Origin of the sequence: Mesorhizobium sp. (genome assembly GCF_005063415.1) — a bacterium.
GTDB lineage: Bacteria > Pseudomonadota > Alphaproteobacteria > Rhizobiales > Rhizobiaceae > Mesorhizobium.
Genome location: NZ_SUEG01000134.1, coordinates 1 through 14,079, shown reverse-complemented (window position 1 = coordinate 14,079; position 14,079 = coordinate 1). Strand labels below are relative to the sequence as shown.

The window sequence follows — 14,079 nt, the reverse complement described above, 5'->3', positions numbered from 1 at the left end:
ATCAAGACCAAGCACCCGATCGTGGTCACCAACTGGACCAACGAGGAAGGCGCGCGCTTTGCGCCGGCGATGATGGCGTCCGGCGTTTTCGCCGGCATGCTCGATCAGGCCGACGTCTATTCGCATGTCGACAAGGACGGCAAGAAATTCGGCGAGGAGCTCGAACGGATCGGCTGGAAGGGCACCGAGAAAGTCGGCGAGCGCAAGATCCACGCCTTCTTCGAATTGCACATCGAGCAGGGCCCGATCCTCGAGGACGAGGGCATCGACATCGGTGTCGTCACCCATGGCCAGGGACTGAAATGGCTGCAGGTGACGCTGACCGGCAAGGAGGCGCATACCGGCTCGACGCCGATGCCGAAGCGCCGCAATGCCGGGCTCGGCATGGCGCGCGTGATCGAACTGGTGCACGAAATCGCGATGGACTACCAACCCGACGCCGTCGGTGCGGTCGGCCATATGGAGGTCTATCCGAACTCGCGCAACATCATCGCCGGGCGCACCGTCTTCACCATCGACATCCGCTCGCCGGAAAAGGAGGTGCTGGACGCCATGGACGGCCGCATCCGCGAAGGCATCGACACGATCTGTGACGCGCTCGACATCAAATATCAAATCGATCAGGTCGGTCATTTCGATCCGGTCACCTTCGACGCGGGCTGTGTCAAGGCTGTGCGGGATGCAGCGGAGCGCTTGGGTTATACGCATCGCAACATCGTCTCCGGCGCCGGCCATGATGCCTGCTGGATCAACCGCGTCGCGCCGACGGCGATGGTGATGTGTCCCTGCGTCGACGGCCTGTCGCACAACGAGGCCGAGGAAATCACCAAGGAATGGGCGGCGGCCGGCGCAGACGTGCTGTTCCATGCGGTGGTGGACACGGCGGTCATTGTCGAATGATGGGATAGCCTCGCAACGCCGCTCGCAAGAAGCGCGAACAGAATAAGGGAACAAGAAAATGTCCAAAGTCATCCGAAACGGCACCGTCGTCACCGTCGACCGCACCTGGAAGGCCGATGTGCTGATGCAGCACGGCAAGATCGTTGCCATCGGTTCGAACCTGCATGGCGACCATGAGTTCGATGCCAGCGGCTGCTATGTGATGCCGGGCGGCATCGACCCGCATACGCATCTCGAAATGCCGTTCATGGGCACCTATTCGGCCGACGATTTCGAATCCGGCACGCGCGCCGCGCTTGCCGGCGGCACGACCATGGTCGTCGACTTCTGCCTTCCGGCACCGCAGCAATCGCTGCTCGAGGCCCTGCAGATGTGGGACAACAAGACCTCGAAGGCGTCCTGCGACTATTCCTTCCACATGGCGATCACATGGTGGGGCAAGCAGGTGTTCGACGAGATGGCCACCGTAGTCGACAGGGGCATTACCTCGTTCAAGCATTTCATGGCCTACAAGGGCGCGCTGATGGTCGACGACGACGAGCTGTATTCGTCGTTCCAGCGCTGCGCCGATCTTGGCGCGCTGCCGCTGGTCCATGCCGAGAATGGCGACGTGGTGGCGGCACTGTCGCAGAAGCTACTGGCGGCAGGCAATAATGGTCCGGAGGGACACGCCTATTCGCGCCCGCCGGAAGTCGAAGGCGAGGCGACCAATCGTGCCATCATGATCGCCGACATGGCCGGCGTGCCGCTCTATGTCGTGCATGTCTCCTGCGAGCAGGCGCACGAAGCCATTCGCCGGGCGCGCCAGAAAGGCATGCGGGTATTCGGCGAGCCGCTGATCCAGCACCTGACGCTGGATGAGAGCGAATATTTCAACAAGGACTGGGACCATGCGGCGCGGCGGGTCATGAGCCCGCCCTTCCGCAACAAATGGCACCAGGATTCGCTGTGGGCCGGCCTGCAGGCCGGGTCGCTGCAAGTGGTGGCGACCGACCATTGTGCCTTCACCACCAAACAGAAGCGCAACGGCGTCGGCGACTTCACCAAGATCCCGAACGGCACGGGCGGGCTCGAGGATCGTTTGCCGGTGCTGTGGACGACCGGCGTCAAAACCGGCCGGCTGACGATGAACGAGTTCGTCGCGGTGACCTCGACCAACATCGCCAAGATCCTCAACATGTACCCGAAAAAGGGCGCCATCGTTGAAGGCGCGGACGCCGACATCCTCGTCTGGGATCCGAAGCGCAAGAAGAAGATCACGGCCAAGAAGCAGCAGTCGGTGATCGACTACAACGTCTTCGAAGGTTTTGAGGTAACCGGCCTGCCGCGCTTCGTCTTCTCGCGCGGCGAACTGTCGATCGAGGAAAACGAAGTCAAGGCAAAGCCCGGCCATGGCGAGTTCGTCGCTCGCGAACCGAATGCGGCGGTCAACCGGGCGCTGTCGACGTGGAAGGAAATTTCCGCGCCGCGCAAGGTGGAACGGACGGCCATCCCGGCGACGGGCGTTTGAGCTTGGCGAGCCAGGGAGCGATTATCTCAATGGCCGCGGTGATCCTCGTCGCCGGGCCGGCGGCGGCTGACGTCCTTGCCGGCTCCTTTGGCAATGAGGTCGGTTGCGTTGGTGTACGGCTCGGTTATCAGGACAGCGACGATTATGTCGTGCTGACTGCCGACGGCGTCGAAACCTATGGCAGCGGCTGCCAGTTCGCACAGCGACTGACGACGACGCCTGGCACCCTGTTGTTGAGCTCCACCTGTTTCGCCGAGGGCGAGGAGGGGACGACCACGGATGTCGTCAAGGTCATCAACAAAGGAGGGGACGGTTTCTTCGTGACCATTCCCGGCCTTGATGAGATAGGGCCGCTGAAATCATGTTCGTGACGGTGCCGATGACGGCCGCCGCCTCGATGCCCGACTCAGGCGACCAACCCGTCCAGTTCCGACAGCAGGACGACGCTTTCCTGTTCGTTGGGGTCGGTGCGGGCAATGACCGCCGAGGCGGGGCCGTCGCTCAGATTGGCCGGCAGATGCGGCACACCGGGGGGAATATAGAAAAGATCGCCGGCCTTGACCACGATATGCTGTTCGAGCCGGTCGCCATACCAGGTATGGACTTCGCCGGAGAGCACATAGATCGCGGTTTCATGGTTTTCGTGCATATGCGCCTTGGCGCGGGCGCCCGGAGGCATGGTCAGCAGATGCATGCAGATGCCGGAAGAGCCGACTGTTTCGGCGGCGATACCGGCGAAATAGCTCAGGCCCTGCTTGCCTTCATAAGAGCTTTCAGGGCGGATAAGATGGCACGTCGGTTTGGGCGACATCGGGGCAACTCCGGGCGTCTATCTGATGGGACAAGGGCGAGTAGAACTGGGGCGAATAGGACCGGGGCGAATAGAACCGGGGCGAGTAGGACTGGTCGAGTGGAAAGCAACATCGGGGTAAAATCAATGGGATTCCGGCCGGCGCCGCAGTGGCTGGAAGCGACAGGCTTCGGCCGATGACGGGAGCATCGCCAGCCGTTGTTTCGGCAAGCAAGCTTGGCCTGACCTTCCAGACCAATGATGGTCCGGTGCAGGCGCTGTCGAATGTCGACCTGACCATCGGCAAGGGCGAATTCGTGTCCTTCATCGGGCCCTCCGGCTGCGGCAAGACGACCTTGCTGCGCGTCATCGCCGATCTGGAGAAGCCGACATCGGGAGCCATCTCCGTCAACGGCATGACGCCCGAGCAGGCGCGCCAGAGCCGCGCCTATGGCTATGTCTTCCAGGCGGCCGCGCTTTATCCGTGGCGCACGATCGAGCGCAATGTGGCGCTGCCGCTGGAGATCATGGGTCTGTCCAGGGCGGAGCAGGCGGCGCGCATCAAGCGAACCCTCGACCTCGTCAATCTCAGCGGCTTCGAAAAGAAATACCCCTGGCAGCTTTCGGGCGGCATGCAGCAGCGCGCCTCGATCGCACGGGCGCTGGCCTTCGACGCCGACCTTTTGTTGATGGACGAACCTTTCGGCGCGCTCGACGAGATCGTGCGCGACCACCTCAACGAACAACTGCTGGAGCTTTGGGAACGGACCAACAAGACTATCTGCTTCGTCACCCATTCGATCCCCGAGGCGGTCTATCTGTCGACGCGCATCGTGGTCATGTCGCCGCGCCCGGGGCGTGTCAGCGACGTCATAGAATCGACGCTGCCGAAAAAGCGGCCGCTCGATATCCGAGAGACGCCGGAGTTTCTGGCCATCGCGGCACGGGTGCGCGACGGGCTGAGGGCAGGGCACAGCTATGATTAGGGTGTTTTTGATCTGGCTGGGGCTGTGTGTGTTTTTGCCCGGTCCGACAATGGCGCAGGAGACCGCCAAGCCTTGGTCTCACGTCGCTGACGGTGATTTGAAACTTGCGGTCATCGTTACCTACAATGCGGACTATGAGAAGCTTTGGTACAGCATGCCGCGGGAGGCAACTCCGCACTTTAGCACCATTGAGAAAATCGGCCTTGGGCAAACGGCTTTTGTCGTTGCATTTTTCGCCGGGGCTGCGGCCAAGGACAGCAAATTTCAAATTGTCTGTGAAGCCACGATCAAGAAGCCGAATGGCGAACTGGTCGAAGTCCCTCCAACGCCTTGCTTTAGCGGCCCGGCAAGAGGCCCTCTCACCGATCTTCGCCTGGTTGATTTTTCATTAGGTATCAACGCCGAACCGCAAGATCCCTCCGGACTGTGGCGCATCGAGTATCGGATGCATGATCCAATTACCTCATCCTCCTGCAAGGTCGAAGTGTCCTTGGAAGTCGACGTGCCGGATAAAAAGACATGAAGCAATCGGCTCTTCCTGTTGCGATCATTCTTCTAGCGCTTGTCGTCGTCTGGTACGTCATGGCCGTCATCCTCAACGCGCCGTTCCAGCGCGATCTCGACCGCCGCGCCAATCAGACACCGGGCGTTGTGGAATTCATCGGCAAGACGCTGGCACAGCCGAAGCCGACGCTGCCGGCGCCGCATCAGGTGGCGGTGAATTTTTTCGAAAACACCTTTCTGCGTAGCATCACCTCGAACCGCAGCCTTGTCTACAATGCCTGGGTGACGCTGTCGTCGACGCTGCTCGGCTTTGCTTTCGGCACGGCGCTCGGCATCGTCATTGCCGTCGGCATCGTGCATGTGGCGACGCTCGACCGCAGTCTGATGCCGTGGATCATCGCCTCGCAGACCATTCCGATCCTGGCGGTGGCGCCAATGATCATTGTCGTGCTGGCGGCGGTCGGCATCACCGGGCTGATTCCGAAGGCGCTGATCTCGACCTATCTGTCGTTCTTCCCGGTGGCGGTTGGCATGGTGAAGGGGCTTCGCTCGCCCGAGCTCACCCATCTCGACCTCATGCACACCTATAATGCCAGTCCCTCGCAGACCTTCTGGAAATTGCGGGTGCCGGCCTCGGTGCCGTTCCTGTTCACCTCGATGAAGGTGGCGGTGGCCGCCAGCCTGGTCGGCGCGATCGTCGGCGAGCTGCCGACCGGCGCCGTCGCCGGCATCGGCGCCAAATTGCTCGCCGGCGCCTACTACAGCCAGACGATCGACATCTGGTCGGCGCTGGTTGCCGGCTCGGTGGTCGCGGCGCTGCTGGTTATGCTGGTCGGCATTGCTGGGCGCCTAGTCGACCGCGCCATGGGCGGGAGGCCGGCATGAGCTCGCTCACCCCTCGATCCTGGCAAGGGTATGCCGCGCTTGTCCTGCTTGTCGGCGCGCTGCTTCTTTGGCCACTCGTCAGTGCTACGCCCGGTTACGGCATGGCGACTACGGTTTTGATTTTCATTTTGCTGCTCGTGGCAATCGAGGCCGACAACTTTCCACCGATGATCGGGGTGGCGTTGCTGTTCCTTGGCGCCCACGGCGCGGCGTGGATGCTGCTCGCCGGCATAACCGGCAATGAGGGCAGCGCTCGTGGCTCCTTCTATCTGCTGCTCGTCGCGGCGTGGTTTTTGGCCTGGCGCTGCGTAACGGTCTTGTCGTCGTTTCGCCCGACATCGCGCTGGGCGTCAACCGCCCTGCGCCTGGTCATTCCGGCCATCTTCGGCGCCTGGATCCTGATCATCTGGGAGGCGGTGACGCGTGGTGCCGGCATTCCCTTCATCCTGTTGCCGCCGCCAAGCGCCATCGGTGCGCGCATCGTCGGCTCGCTGCCGGTGCTGGGGGCCGATGTCAGGCAGACCATCTTCAAGGCGGTCATCTTCGGCTATGTGGTGGGCAGCATCGCCGGCTTCCTCGTCGCCATAGCCGCCGACCGCGTGCCGTTCCTGCGGCGCGGGCTTTTGCCGATCGGCAATATGGTGTCGGCGCTGCCGATCATCGGCGTCGCGCCGATCATGGTCATGTGGTTCGGCTTCGACTGGCAGTCGAAGGCAGCGGTGGTCATCATCATGACCTTCTTTCCGATGCTGGTGAACACCGTCGCCGGGCTTGCCGCCTCCGGCCACATGGAGCGCGACCTGATGCGCACCTATGCCTCGAGCTACTGGCAGACGCTGTTCAAGCTGCGGCTGCCGGCGGCGGCACCCTTCATCTTCAATGCGTTGAAGATCAATTCGACGCTGGCGCTGATCGGCGCCATCGTCGCCGAGTTCTTCGGCACGCCGGTGGTCGGCATGGGATTCCGTATTTCGACGGAAGTCGGGCGGATGAACATCGACATGGTGTGGGCGGAAATCGCAGTTGCAGCACTTGCGGGTTCGGTCTTTTATGGCGTGGTCGCTCTTTTCGAGAGAGCAGTCACGTTTTGGCATCCCTCTGTCCGTGGTGGATAGGGGCGGTGGGTTTAGGGCGCTAACTTCAGAGGGTAAAAACATGAAAAGACTTGTTGTTTCGATGCTGGCCGGCGCGATGTCGCTTGCCGCGTTCCAGGCGATGGCCGCGGACAAGGTGACGCTGCAGCTGAAATGGGTCACCCAGGCACAGTTCGCCGGCTATTATGTCGCCAAGGCCAAGGGCTTCTATGACGCCGAGGGCCTCGACGTCGACATCAAGCCCGGCGGCCCGGACATTGCACCGGAGCAGGTTATTGCCGGCGGCGGCGCCGACGTTATCGTCGACTGGATGGGCGGTGCGCTGGCTGCGCGCGAAAAGGGCGTGCCGCTGGTCAACATCGCCCAGCCGTTCAAGAAGGCCGGCATGGAGCTGGTCTGCCCGAAGGACGGCCCGATCAAGACGGAAGCCGACTTCAAGGGCCATACCCTGGGCGTCTGGTTCTTCGGCAATGAGTATCCGTTCTATGCCTGGATGAACAAGCTTGGCTTGAAGACCGACGGGGGGCCGGACGGCGTCACCGTGCTCAAGCAGAGTTTTGACGTGCAGCCGCTGATCCAGAAGCAAGCGGATTGCATTTCGGTCATGACCTATAACGAGTACTGGCAGCTCATCGACGCCGGCTACAAGCCGGAAGAACTGACCGTCTTCAACTATTCCGCCATGGGCAACGATCTGCTCGAAGACGGGCTCTATGCCCTGGAGGACAAGCTCAAGGATCCGGCCTTCGAGGACAAGATGGTGCGTTTCGTGCGCGCTTCGATGAAGGGCTGGAAATACGCCGTCGATAATTCCGAGGAGGCGGCCGGCATCGTCATGGACAATGGTGGCCAGGACGAGAACCACCAGAAGCGCATGATGGGCGAAGTCGCCAAGCTGATCGACAATGCCGATGGCAAGCTCGATCCGGCGACCTACGAGCGCACCGCCAAGGCGCTGCTCGACCAGAAGATCATCAGCAAGGAGCCTACCGGCGCCTACACGACGGCGATCACCGACAAGGCCATCAAATAGAGCTATCAAGCAGGCTCTGTTGGAAGACGGAAAGGGGCGGGCGACCGCCCCTTTTTAGTGGGATGTAAAATGAACGTTACCGGCGGAAACATCCGCTCGCAAAATCGTTGTGCCAGTGCATCCGCCTCAAGGGTGTCACAACGGAGGTTTCCATGCGCATCCAGTCCTTCACGCCGATGCTTTCGGCGCTGGCCATTTCTGCAGCCATCTTCTCTGCTTCACCGGCCCTGGCCGAAACTATAAAGATGACGGCGACGCTCGATGGTGCTCAGCAGAACCCGCCCGTCACCACGAAGGGCAAGGGCACCGCCACGCTCAGGTTCAACACCGCCACCAAGAAACTCAGCTGGACCGTGAGATATTCCGGCCTCAGCGGGCCGGCGAAGGCCGCACACATTCACGGCCCCGCGGCAAAGGGTGAAAACGCCGACCCGGTGGTGCCGTTCGAAGGCAAGCTGAAGAGCCCGATCAAGGGTTCGGCGACATTGACCGATGCCCAGGCCACCGACTTGGAGGCGGGCAAATACTACGTCAACGTCCACACCGCGGCCCACGCGGACGGTGAGATCCGCGGCCAAATCGAGAAGGCGATGTAGCGCCGGTCATTCTTCAGATAGAGGGGCGGGCGACCGCCCTTCTACCGGATCATGACTTTTCCCGTATCTGGGTCATTGTTCGCGTCGGCGTGATGGCTTCGGGGTCGAGCCTGATCTCGATTATCGACGGCTGGCCGCTTGCCCGCGCTCGCTCGAAGGCCGCGGCGAAGTCGGCGGTCTTTTCCACCGTCTCGCCGTGGCCGCCATAGGCACGGGCCAAAGCAGCAAAGTCGGGGTTCTTCAAATCCGTGGCGACGACACGGCCGGGATATTCGCGCTCCTGATGCATGCGGATGGTGCCGTATATGCCGTTGTTGACGACGATGACGATGATCGGCAGCCCGTATTGCACGGCGGTGGCGAATTCCTGGCCGTTCATCAGGAAACAGCCGTCGCCGGCGAAGGCGATCACGTCGCGGTCGGGGAAAAGCTGCTTGGCGGCGACCGCCGCCGGCGTGCCGTAACCCATTGAGCCGGATGTGGGTGCTGCCTGCGTGCCGAAACGCCGGAAGCGATGGTAACGATGCACCCAGGTGGCGTAGTTGCCGGCGCCATTGGTGAGGATGGCGTCGTCCGGCAGCATCGTTTCGAGATAATTCATGATCGGCCCCATCTGGACGGCGCCGGGCCCGCTCTCCGGAGGCGTCGACCAGTCGAGATAGGCGGCGTGCAGCTTCGCTGCCTCCGCCGCCCACACCGGCGTTGCGGCCGGCTTGCGTTTGGCAAAGGCTTCGACGAAAGCAGCAGGCGAGGCATTGATCGCCAGCGCCGGCCGGTAGACGCGGCCGAGTTCGCCGGCGTCGGCATGGATATGGACCAGCGTCTGGTCGGGGTAGGGGCTCTTCAGCAGCGTGTAGTCGGATGACGGCATCTCGCCCATGCGGCCGCCGATCAGCAGCACAAGGTCGGCCTGCTTGATGGCGGTTGCTACCTTGGGATTGATGCCGATGCCGACATCGCCGGCATAGTTCGGGTGGAGATGGTCGAACAGCATCTGGCGGCGGAAGGAGCAGCCGACCGGCAGCGACCAGGCTTCGGCTATCGTCCGCATCTGTGCAACGGCCTGCGCGTCCCAGCGCGTCCCGCCAAGGATGACGAAGGGCCGCTTTGCCTTATTGAGCAACACGTCCAGCGCGTCGAGCTCGACTTCGCCAGGCCGCGTCTCGACAGGGCTGTAATGCCGGGCTTCCGGTGCCTCGGCGAGGCTGGTCAGCATGTCCTCGGGCAGCGAGATGACGACCGGGCCCGGACGGCCGGACGTCGCCACCGCAAAGGCGCGTGTGACGAATTCGGGGATGCGTGCGGCATCGTCGATCTCGACCACCCATTTGGCGATATCGCCGAAGAACCTGACGTAGTCGACCTCCTGGAAGGCCTCGCGCCCCTTGGCGTGGCTTGCGACCTGGCCGATGAACAGGATGAGGGGGACTGAATCCTGCATCGCGATGTGGATGCCGGCCGAGGCATTGGTGGAGCCTGGGCCGCGGGTGACGAAGCAGATGCCGGGCCTGCCGGTCAGGCGGCCATGGCAGTCGGCCATCATTGCGGCGCCGCCCTCCTGGCGGCAGACGATGGTGCGGATCGATGAATCATGCAGCGCGTCGAGCACCGCCAGATAGGATTCGCCAGGTACGCAATAGATACGGTCCGTTCCGTTGGCTTCGAGCGCATCTACGATGAGTTGTCCGCCGGTCTTCATTTTCCTGACCTCTCCAGTTCGGCAAGGATTTCTTCGGTGTGTTCGCCGAGACGCGGCGAGGGCCGTTCATAGACCAGCGGCGTGCCGGACATGACCATCGGCGCCCGCACCGAGGGCAAGAGATTGCCATGGCCGTCATCGAGGTCGAGCCGCATGCCGCGCGCGATGGTCTGCGGGTCGGCAAACATCTGGCCGATGTTGTTGATCGGGCTGGCCGGCACTCCGGCTGTCTCGAGCCTGGCCAGCAGCGGGTCGCGATCGAAGGCTTTCAGCGCCTCGATCATGTGCTCGCGCAGCTTTGCCCGGTTGGCGACGCGGGCGGGATTGGTGGCGAAGTCAGGGTTCGACGCCAGCTCGTCTAGGCCGACGGCAGCGCAGAATTTTGCGAACTGGCCGTCATTGCCGACCGCCAGGATGATGTGGCCATTTTTCACCGGCACCACTTCGTAGGGCGCGATGTTCATATGCGCATTGCCCATCTGCACCGGCGATTGTCCGGAGACGAGATAGTTGAGGTTCTGGTTGCCGAGCGTCGAGATCTGGGTGTCGAAGAGCGCCATGTCGATATGCTGGCCTTTGCCGGTCTTCTCGGCATGGCGAAGGGCCGCCTGGATGGCAATGACCGAGTAAAGCCCGGTGAAAACATCTGAAATAGCCACGCCCGCCTTCTGCGGTTCGCGGCCGGCTTCGCCGGTGATCGACATCATGCCGGCCATGGCCTGGATGATGAAATCATAACCGGCGCGTGGCGCGTACGGTCCCGACTGGCCAAAACCGGTGATCGAGCAATAGATCAGCCGCGGGTTGATTTTCTTCAGGCTGTCATAGTCGAGGCCGTATTTCTTCAGTCCGCCGACTTTGAAGTTTTCGATCAGCACGTCCGACGTCGCGACCAGCCGGCGCACCGTCTCGGCGCCCTCGGGCGTCGAGAAATCGATGGCGATGGAGCGCTTGCCGCGGTTGCAGGAATGGTAATAAGCGGCCGACAGGTTCTCGCCGTCATGGCCGATGACGAAGGGCGGTCCCCATTTGCGGGTGTCGTCGCCGCCGTCCGGGCTCTCGACCTTGATCACGTCGGCGCCGAGGTCGGCAAGCAGCTGCCCGGCCCATGGCCCGGCGAGGATGCGTGCGAGTTCGATGACGCGGATGCCTTTGAGCGGGGGCTCAGTCATGGATCACCGTGGTTGGTCGAAAGCGCAGCCTCTATCAACCTCGCGCGCCGCTGTCACGGCCCTTGCTATGGGCCAAGTATCGCTGTGCCCTCAGCACGCGGTCGGCCCAGTCGGCAAAATCCTCCATGATGATGTCTCGGTTGATCTCGTTCAGGCTTTCGTGGCGGGTTTCGGCGTAAACCTTTGAAACGAGATTCGAAAAACCCATCATGTGCATCCGGCCGGCAAGATGGCTGACCGCCTTGCCGCCATCCGAGGCCGGATCCTGCTCGCCTCCGACCAGATTGACGAACAGGTCGCGCCGCACGCCGGAAAAATTGCTGTCGCTGCCGCATTGCAGCGTCATCTTGACGATGTCCTGCCACATCGACACCGACGCATCCCAGCCGCAAAGCGGGTCGGCGATGTATTTCTCGACTTCAACGGCATCGCGCGACAGCCAGTCGAACGGCGTCCGGTGATTGGGCACGGCCTTGCCCCAGGCTCGGAATGTCAGCCGGGGCAGCAGGCGCGACGGCATGTCTGAGCCAAGCCGGAACTTTTCCCAACCAAGCATGGCCAGCGCGATTTGGCCGAGCAGTCCGGCCGAGAAATTGCCGTTCCAGATCGCGGCGGCATGGATGCGCGCCGAGTTGCGGAGGACAAAGTTCAGCGCGACCGACGCGCCCAAGGAGTGACCGAAGACGATGACCGGCAGGCCCGGCTGTTCCCTGGCGATGAGATCATGGACGGCAGCGACATCGGCGATGACCTTGGCACCGCCATCCATATCGGCGAACCTGCCAGGTGGCGCGTCGGGCGCCTTGGTGGCGCCGTGGCCACGATGGTCGTGCGCATAGACCAGGTAGCCGCGCGCGCCGAGGAAATCGGCGAAGCGGGCATAGCGTGCGGCGTGCTCGGCCAACCCGTGATTGATCTGAACGATGGCGCGCGGCTGGCCTGTGGCGTGTTTCACAGAAAGGTTGAGCTCGGCGCCGGTCGGCGATCGAAGCACAAGCTGTTGGTCGAATGACATCGCCGCGTCGTCTCCAACGTCCCCGACACGATACCGGACGCGAGTTTTGTTTGCGCCGGCGCCGGTTTTGCGTCAATCCGGCGTGACCGATTTGCGCGCGGACGTTTACCGCACGTTCGCAATTCCGACATGGTGGCAACGGCAGTCTGTTGCCGCAGTTTTTTCAGCCGAGGGATCCTTATGCGGACAGGTTTTGTTTTCGGATTGACGCTTTCGGCCGTGCTGCTTGCCGGCGCGGCGCGGGCCGATGTGAAGATGACCGGCTCTTTCGTCGCGGATGCCGCCTGTCCGGCAACGCAGGCGATCAAGAGCGGCAAGAATCTCGGCAACATCTCGACCGCGGCTGGCCAGAGCTATGATCTGCTGGCCGGCAACAAGGACGCACCAACGCACTATCTCATTCGGGTGCCGGGCGCCGATCCGGAGCGCCGCTGGGTCAAGATCGGCTGCGGCCATGTTTCGGGCGGCAGCGCGTCGACGATGCCGGCTGCACCGGCGCCTGCCGATCCGAGCAAGCCATCGGCGTCCGGAAAACCGGAATATGTCTTCGCGCTGAGCTGGCAGCCGGCTTTCTGCGAGACCAAATCCAGCAAGACCGAATGCCGGGCGCAGACCGCCGCCGGTTTCGATGCGAACCACTTCACCTTGCATGGGTTGTGGCCGCAGCCGAATGGAAATTTCTATTGCCAGGTCGCCGCAAGCGACAAGGCGAACGACGATCCTGCGCACTGGCGCGACTTGCCGCCGGTCACCCTTGACCCGAAAACGCGAACGGAACTCGACCAGGTGATGCCGGGTACTGCATCCGCCCTCGAAAGGCATGAATGGATCAAGCATGGCACCTGCTACGGAAAGAGCCAGCAGGAGTATTTCTCCGACGCCTTGAACCTGATGCGCGCTGTGAATGCTTCGCCGGTGCGCGATCTCTTCACCAAGAGCATCGGCAAGCAGCTGACATCCGATCAGATCCGCAGCACCTTCGACAGTGCCTTCGGCAAAGGCGCGGGCGACCGGGTCCGCGTATCCTGCGTGGTCGATCCTTCGAGCGGCAGGCGGCTGATCGGCGAGCTGACGCTCGGCCTGACCGGCCCGATTGCTTCGAACGCTTCGCTCGGTGCCCTGCTGCTTGCCTCGGCGCAGACAACCAAGGCCGGCTGCCCGAAGGGCACGGTCGATGCCGTCGGGTTCCAGTAAACAGGCCGAACGCGACTGTCGGTATGCGCCGGGGATGGTATCGTCTTGAGGGCATACATTCGTAGGGGGTGGCGATGAGTGGCATGACGAGCGGCGCGCTGGCGCGGCTGGCGTTCTGGGCCAAGGGCATGACGGCGATCCGCGACGGCCATATGGAATGGCCGGGCTTTTCCTACACAGAAGTGGAGTGGGTGCGCATGACCACGCTTGCCAAACCCATCGGCGGCGGCACCTACCAATTATTCACGCTGGTCAACGCGGCGATCTTCATCGCCATTGCTGCGCTCGGTATCTTCTGTGTCTTCCTGCCGCTGGCGGCGCTGCTGTTCCCGGTACCGGCCGAAACCAGCGCGCTCAAGTTTTCGCTGCTCCTGGCGGCATGCGCCTTGCTGATCATCGGCATCGGCCTGCCGATTTCGCTGCGCCTTTCGACCGCACTGGTGGCGCCGAAGTCGCTGCACGCCGCGCTTGTCGCCGTGCCCGGCGACCAGGCGCTTGCGGCAAAAGTGTCGTGGCAGATCAACCGGATCACGCTCGTGCTCTGCGGCCTGCTGGTGCCGGGCATCCTTCTGTTCATTGCCTATGATATCGAAGCCGGCCCGATTATCACCGCGTTGAAATGGCTGGCGATCGCGCTGATGGCGGTTTCGGTTGCGATCGGCGGATGGCAGCGGCGCAAACAATCCTGATTGAGCCAATCG

Annotated in this window: 15 protein-coding genes; 11 read left to right on the top strand and 4 right to left on the bottom strand. The window is 62.5% G+C overall.

Annotation, left to right across the window (positions count from 1 at the left end; translation table 11 throughout):
* The 3 genes from E5W70_RS25545 to E5W70_RS25535 form a co-directional block, all read left to right on the top strand.
* Positions 1–900 (top strand): allantoate amidohydrolase (locus E5W70_RS25545; RefSeq protein WP_292663709.1); only part of this gene is annotated, 900 nt, incomplete at its 5' end.
* Between the two features lie 58 nt (positions 901–958).
* Positions 959–2,410 carry a dihydropyrimidinase gene (gene hydA, locus E5W70_RS25540; RefSeq protein WP_292663707.1) on the top strand — a complete coding sequence of 484 codons (1,452 nt, stop codon included), beginning with the start codon at positions 959–961 and terminating at the stop codon, positions 2,408–2,410.
* A 29-nt stretch (positions 2,411–2,439) separates the two neighbouring features.
* Entirely contained in the window at positions 2,440–2,781 is a 342-nt protein-coding gene (locus E5W70_RS25535) for a hypothetical protein (protein ID WP_292663704.1), read from the top strand.
* A gap of 35 nt (positions 2,782–2,816) precedes the next feature.
* On the opposite strand, the gene E5W70_RS25530 is transcribed toward E5W70_RS25535, so the two are convergent.
* On the bottom strand, positions 2,817–3,221 hold the full coding sequence (locus tag E5W70_RS25530) for a cupin domain-containing protein (RefSeq protein ID WP_292663702.1): 405 nt from the start codon (positions 3,219–3,221) through the stop codon (positions 2,817–2,819).
* A gap of 176 nt (positions 3,222–3,397) precedes the next feature.
* Between E5W70_RS25530 and E5W70_RS25525 the strand changes: the two genes are divergently transcribed.
* The 6 genes from E5W70_RS25525 to E5W70_RS25500 all read left to right on the top strand — a co-directional run bounded on the left by E5W70_RS25525 (position 3,398) and on the right by E5W70_RS25500 (position 8,298).
* Positions 3,398–4,186 (top strand): ABC transporter ATP-binding protein, encoded by a 789-nt coding sequence (locus tag E5W70_RS25525; protein WP_292663700.1) that lies wholly within the window; start codon positions 3,398–3,400, stop codon positions 4,184–4,186.
* Between the two features lie 49 nt (positions 4,187–4,235).
* A complete protein-coding gene (locus tag E5W70_RS25520; protein ID WP_292663698.1) occupies positions 4,236–4,709 on the top strand; it encodes a hypothetical protein in 474 nt (157 codons plus the stop codon).
* Positions 4,706–5,575 (top strand): ABC transporter permease, encoded by an 870-nt coding sequence (locus E5W70_RS25515; protein WP_292663696.1) that lies wholly within the window; start codon positions 4,706–4,708, stop codon positions 5,573–5,575. The genes E5W70_RS25520 and E5W70_RS25515 overlap by 4 nt, the downstream gene beginning before the upstream one ends.
* Positions 5,572–6,690 carry an ABC transporter permease gene (locus E5W70_RS25510; RefSeq protein ID WP_292663693.1) on the top strand — a complete coding sequence of 373 codons (1,119 nt, stop codon included), beginning with the start codon at positions 5,572–5,574 and terminating at the stop codon, positions 6,688–6,690. Before E5W70_RS25515 ends, E5W70_RS25510 begins: the two co-directional genes overlap by 4 nt.
* 40 nt (positions 6,691–6,730) lie before the next feature.
* A complete protein-coding gene (locus E5W70_RS25505) occupies positions 6,731–7,702 on the top strand; it encodes an ABC transporter substrate-binding protein (protein ID WP_292663691.1) in 972 nt (323 codons plus the stop codon).
* 152 nt (positions 7,703–7,854) lie between these two features.
* Positions 7,855–8,298 carry a CHRD domain-containing protein gene (locus E5W70_RS25500; protein WP_292663689.1) on the top strand — a complete coding sequence of 148 codons (444 nt, stop codon included), beginning with the start codon at positions 7,855–7,857 and terminating at the stop codon, positions 8,296–8,298.
* A 49-nt stretch (positions 8,299–8,347) separates the two neighbouring features.
* Here the strand turns inward: E5W70_RS25500 and E5W70_RS25495 are convergent, their stop codons facing one another.
* The 3 genes from E5W70_RS25495 to E5W70_RS25485 are packed head-to-tail and all read right to left on the bottom strand — an operon-like array spanning position 8,348 to position 12,184.
* Positions 8,348–9,997: a thiamine pyrophosphate-binding protein gene (locus E5W70_RS25495; RefSeq protein ID WP_292663687.1), complete on the bottom strand. Its 1,650-nt coding sequence runs from the start codon at positions 9,995–9,997 to the stop codon at positions 8,348–8,350.
* Complete coding sequence (locus E5W70_RS25490; protein WP_292663685.1) at positions 9,994–11,169, bottom strand: CaiB/BaiF CoA-transferase family protein; 1,176 nt, start codon at positions 11,167–11,169, stop codon at positions 9,994–9,996. The genes E5W70_RS25495 and E5W70_RS25490 overlap by 4 nt, the downstream gene beginning before the upstream one ends.
* A 34-nt stretch (positions 11,170–11,203) precedes the next feature.
* Positions 11,204–12,184, bottom strand: a complete 981-nt coding sequence (locus E5W70_RS25485; RefSeq protein ID WP_292663683.1) for an alpha/beta hydrolase — start codon at positions 12,182–12,184, stop codon at positions 11,204–11,206.
* A 180-nt stretch (positions 12,185–12,364) separates the two neighbouring features.
* Between E5W70_RS25485 and E5W70_RS25480 the strand changes: the two genes are divergently transcribed.
* Both E5W70_RS25480 and E5W70_RS25475 read left to right on the top strand, forming a co-directional pair.
* Entirely contained in the window at positions 12,365–13,378 is a 1,014-nt protein-coding gene (locus E5W70_RS25480) for a ribonuclease (RefSeq protein ID WP_292663681.1), read from the top strand.
* 74 nt (positions 13,379–13,452) lie between these two features.
* Positions 13,453–14,067 carry a hypothetical protein gene (locus tag E5W70_RS25475; RefSeq protein ID WP_292663679.1) on the top strand — a complete coding sequence of 205 codons (615 nt, stop codon included), beginning with the start codon at positions 13,453–13,455 and terminating at the stop codon, positions 14,065–14,067.
* Positions 14,068–14,079: the final 12 nt, after the last annotated feature.

Coding starts and splice junctions, on each gene's coding strand:
- hydA (WP_292663707.1), top strand. CDS start 959: ATGTCCAAAGTCATCCGAAACGGCACCGTCGTCACCGTCGACCGCACC.
- E5W70_RS25535 (WP_292663704.1), top strand. CDS start 2,440: ATGGCCGCGGTGATCCTCGTCGCCGGGCCGGCGGCGGCTGACGTCCTT.
- E5W70_RS25530 (WP_292663702.1), bottom strand. CDS start 3,221: ATGTCGCCCAAACCGACGTGCCATCTTATCCGCCCTGAAAGCTCTTAT.
- E5W70_RS25525 (WP_292663700.1), top strand. CDS start 3,398: ATGACGGGAGCATCGCCAGCCGTTGTTTCGGCAAGCAAGCTTGGCCTG.
- E5W70_RS25520 (WP_292663698.1), top strand. CDS start 4,236: ATGGCGCAGGAGACCGCCAAGCCTTGGTCTCACGTCGCTGACGGTGAT.
- E5W70_RS25515 (WP_292663696.1), top strand. CDS start 4,706: ATGAAGCAATCGGCTCTTCCTGTTGCGATCATTCTTCTAGCGCTTGTC.
- E5W70_RS25510 (WP_292663693.1), top strand. CDS start 5,572: ATGAGCTCGCTCACCCCTCGATCCTGGCAAGGGTATGCCGCGCTTGTC.
- E5W70_RS25505 (WP_292663691.1), top strand. CDS start 6,731: ATGAAAAGACTTGTTGTTTCGATGCTGGCCGGCGCGATGTCGCTTGCC.
- E5W70_RS25500 (WP_292663689.1), top strand. CDS start 7,855: ATGCGCATCCAGTCCTTCACGCCGATGCTTTCGGCGCTGGCCATTTCT.
- E5W70_RS25495 (WP_292663687.1), bottom strand. CDS start 9,997: ATGAAGACCGGCGGACAACTCATCGTAGATGCGCTCGAAGCCAACGGA.
- E5W70_RS25490 (WP_292663685.1), bottom strand. CDS start 11,169: ATGACTGAGCCCCCGCTCAAAGGCATCCGCGTCATCGAACTCGCACGC.
- E5W70_RS25485 (WP_292663683.1), bottom strand. CDS start 12,184: ATGTCATTCGACCAACAGCTTGTGCTTCGATCGCCGACCGGCGCCGAG.
- E5W70_RS25480 (WP_292663681.1), top strand. CDS start 12,365: ATGCGGACAGGTTTTGTTTTCGGATTGACGCTTTCGGCCGTGCTGCTT.
- E5W70_RS25475 (WP_292663679.1), top strand. CDS start 13,453: ATGAGTGGCATGACGAGCGGCGCGCTGGCGCGGCTGGCGTTCTGGGCC.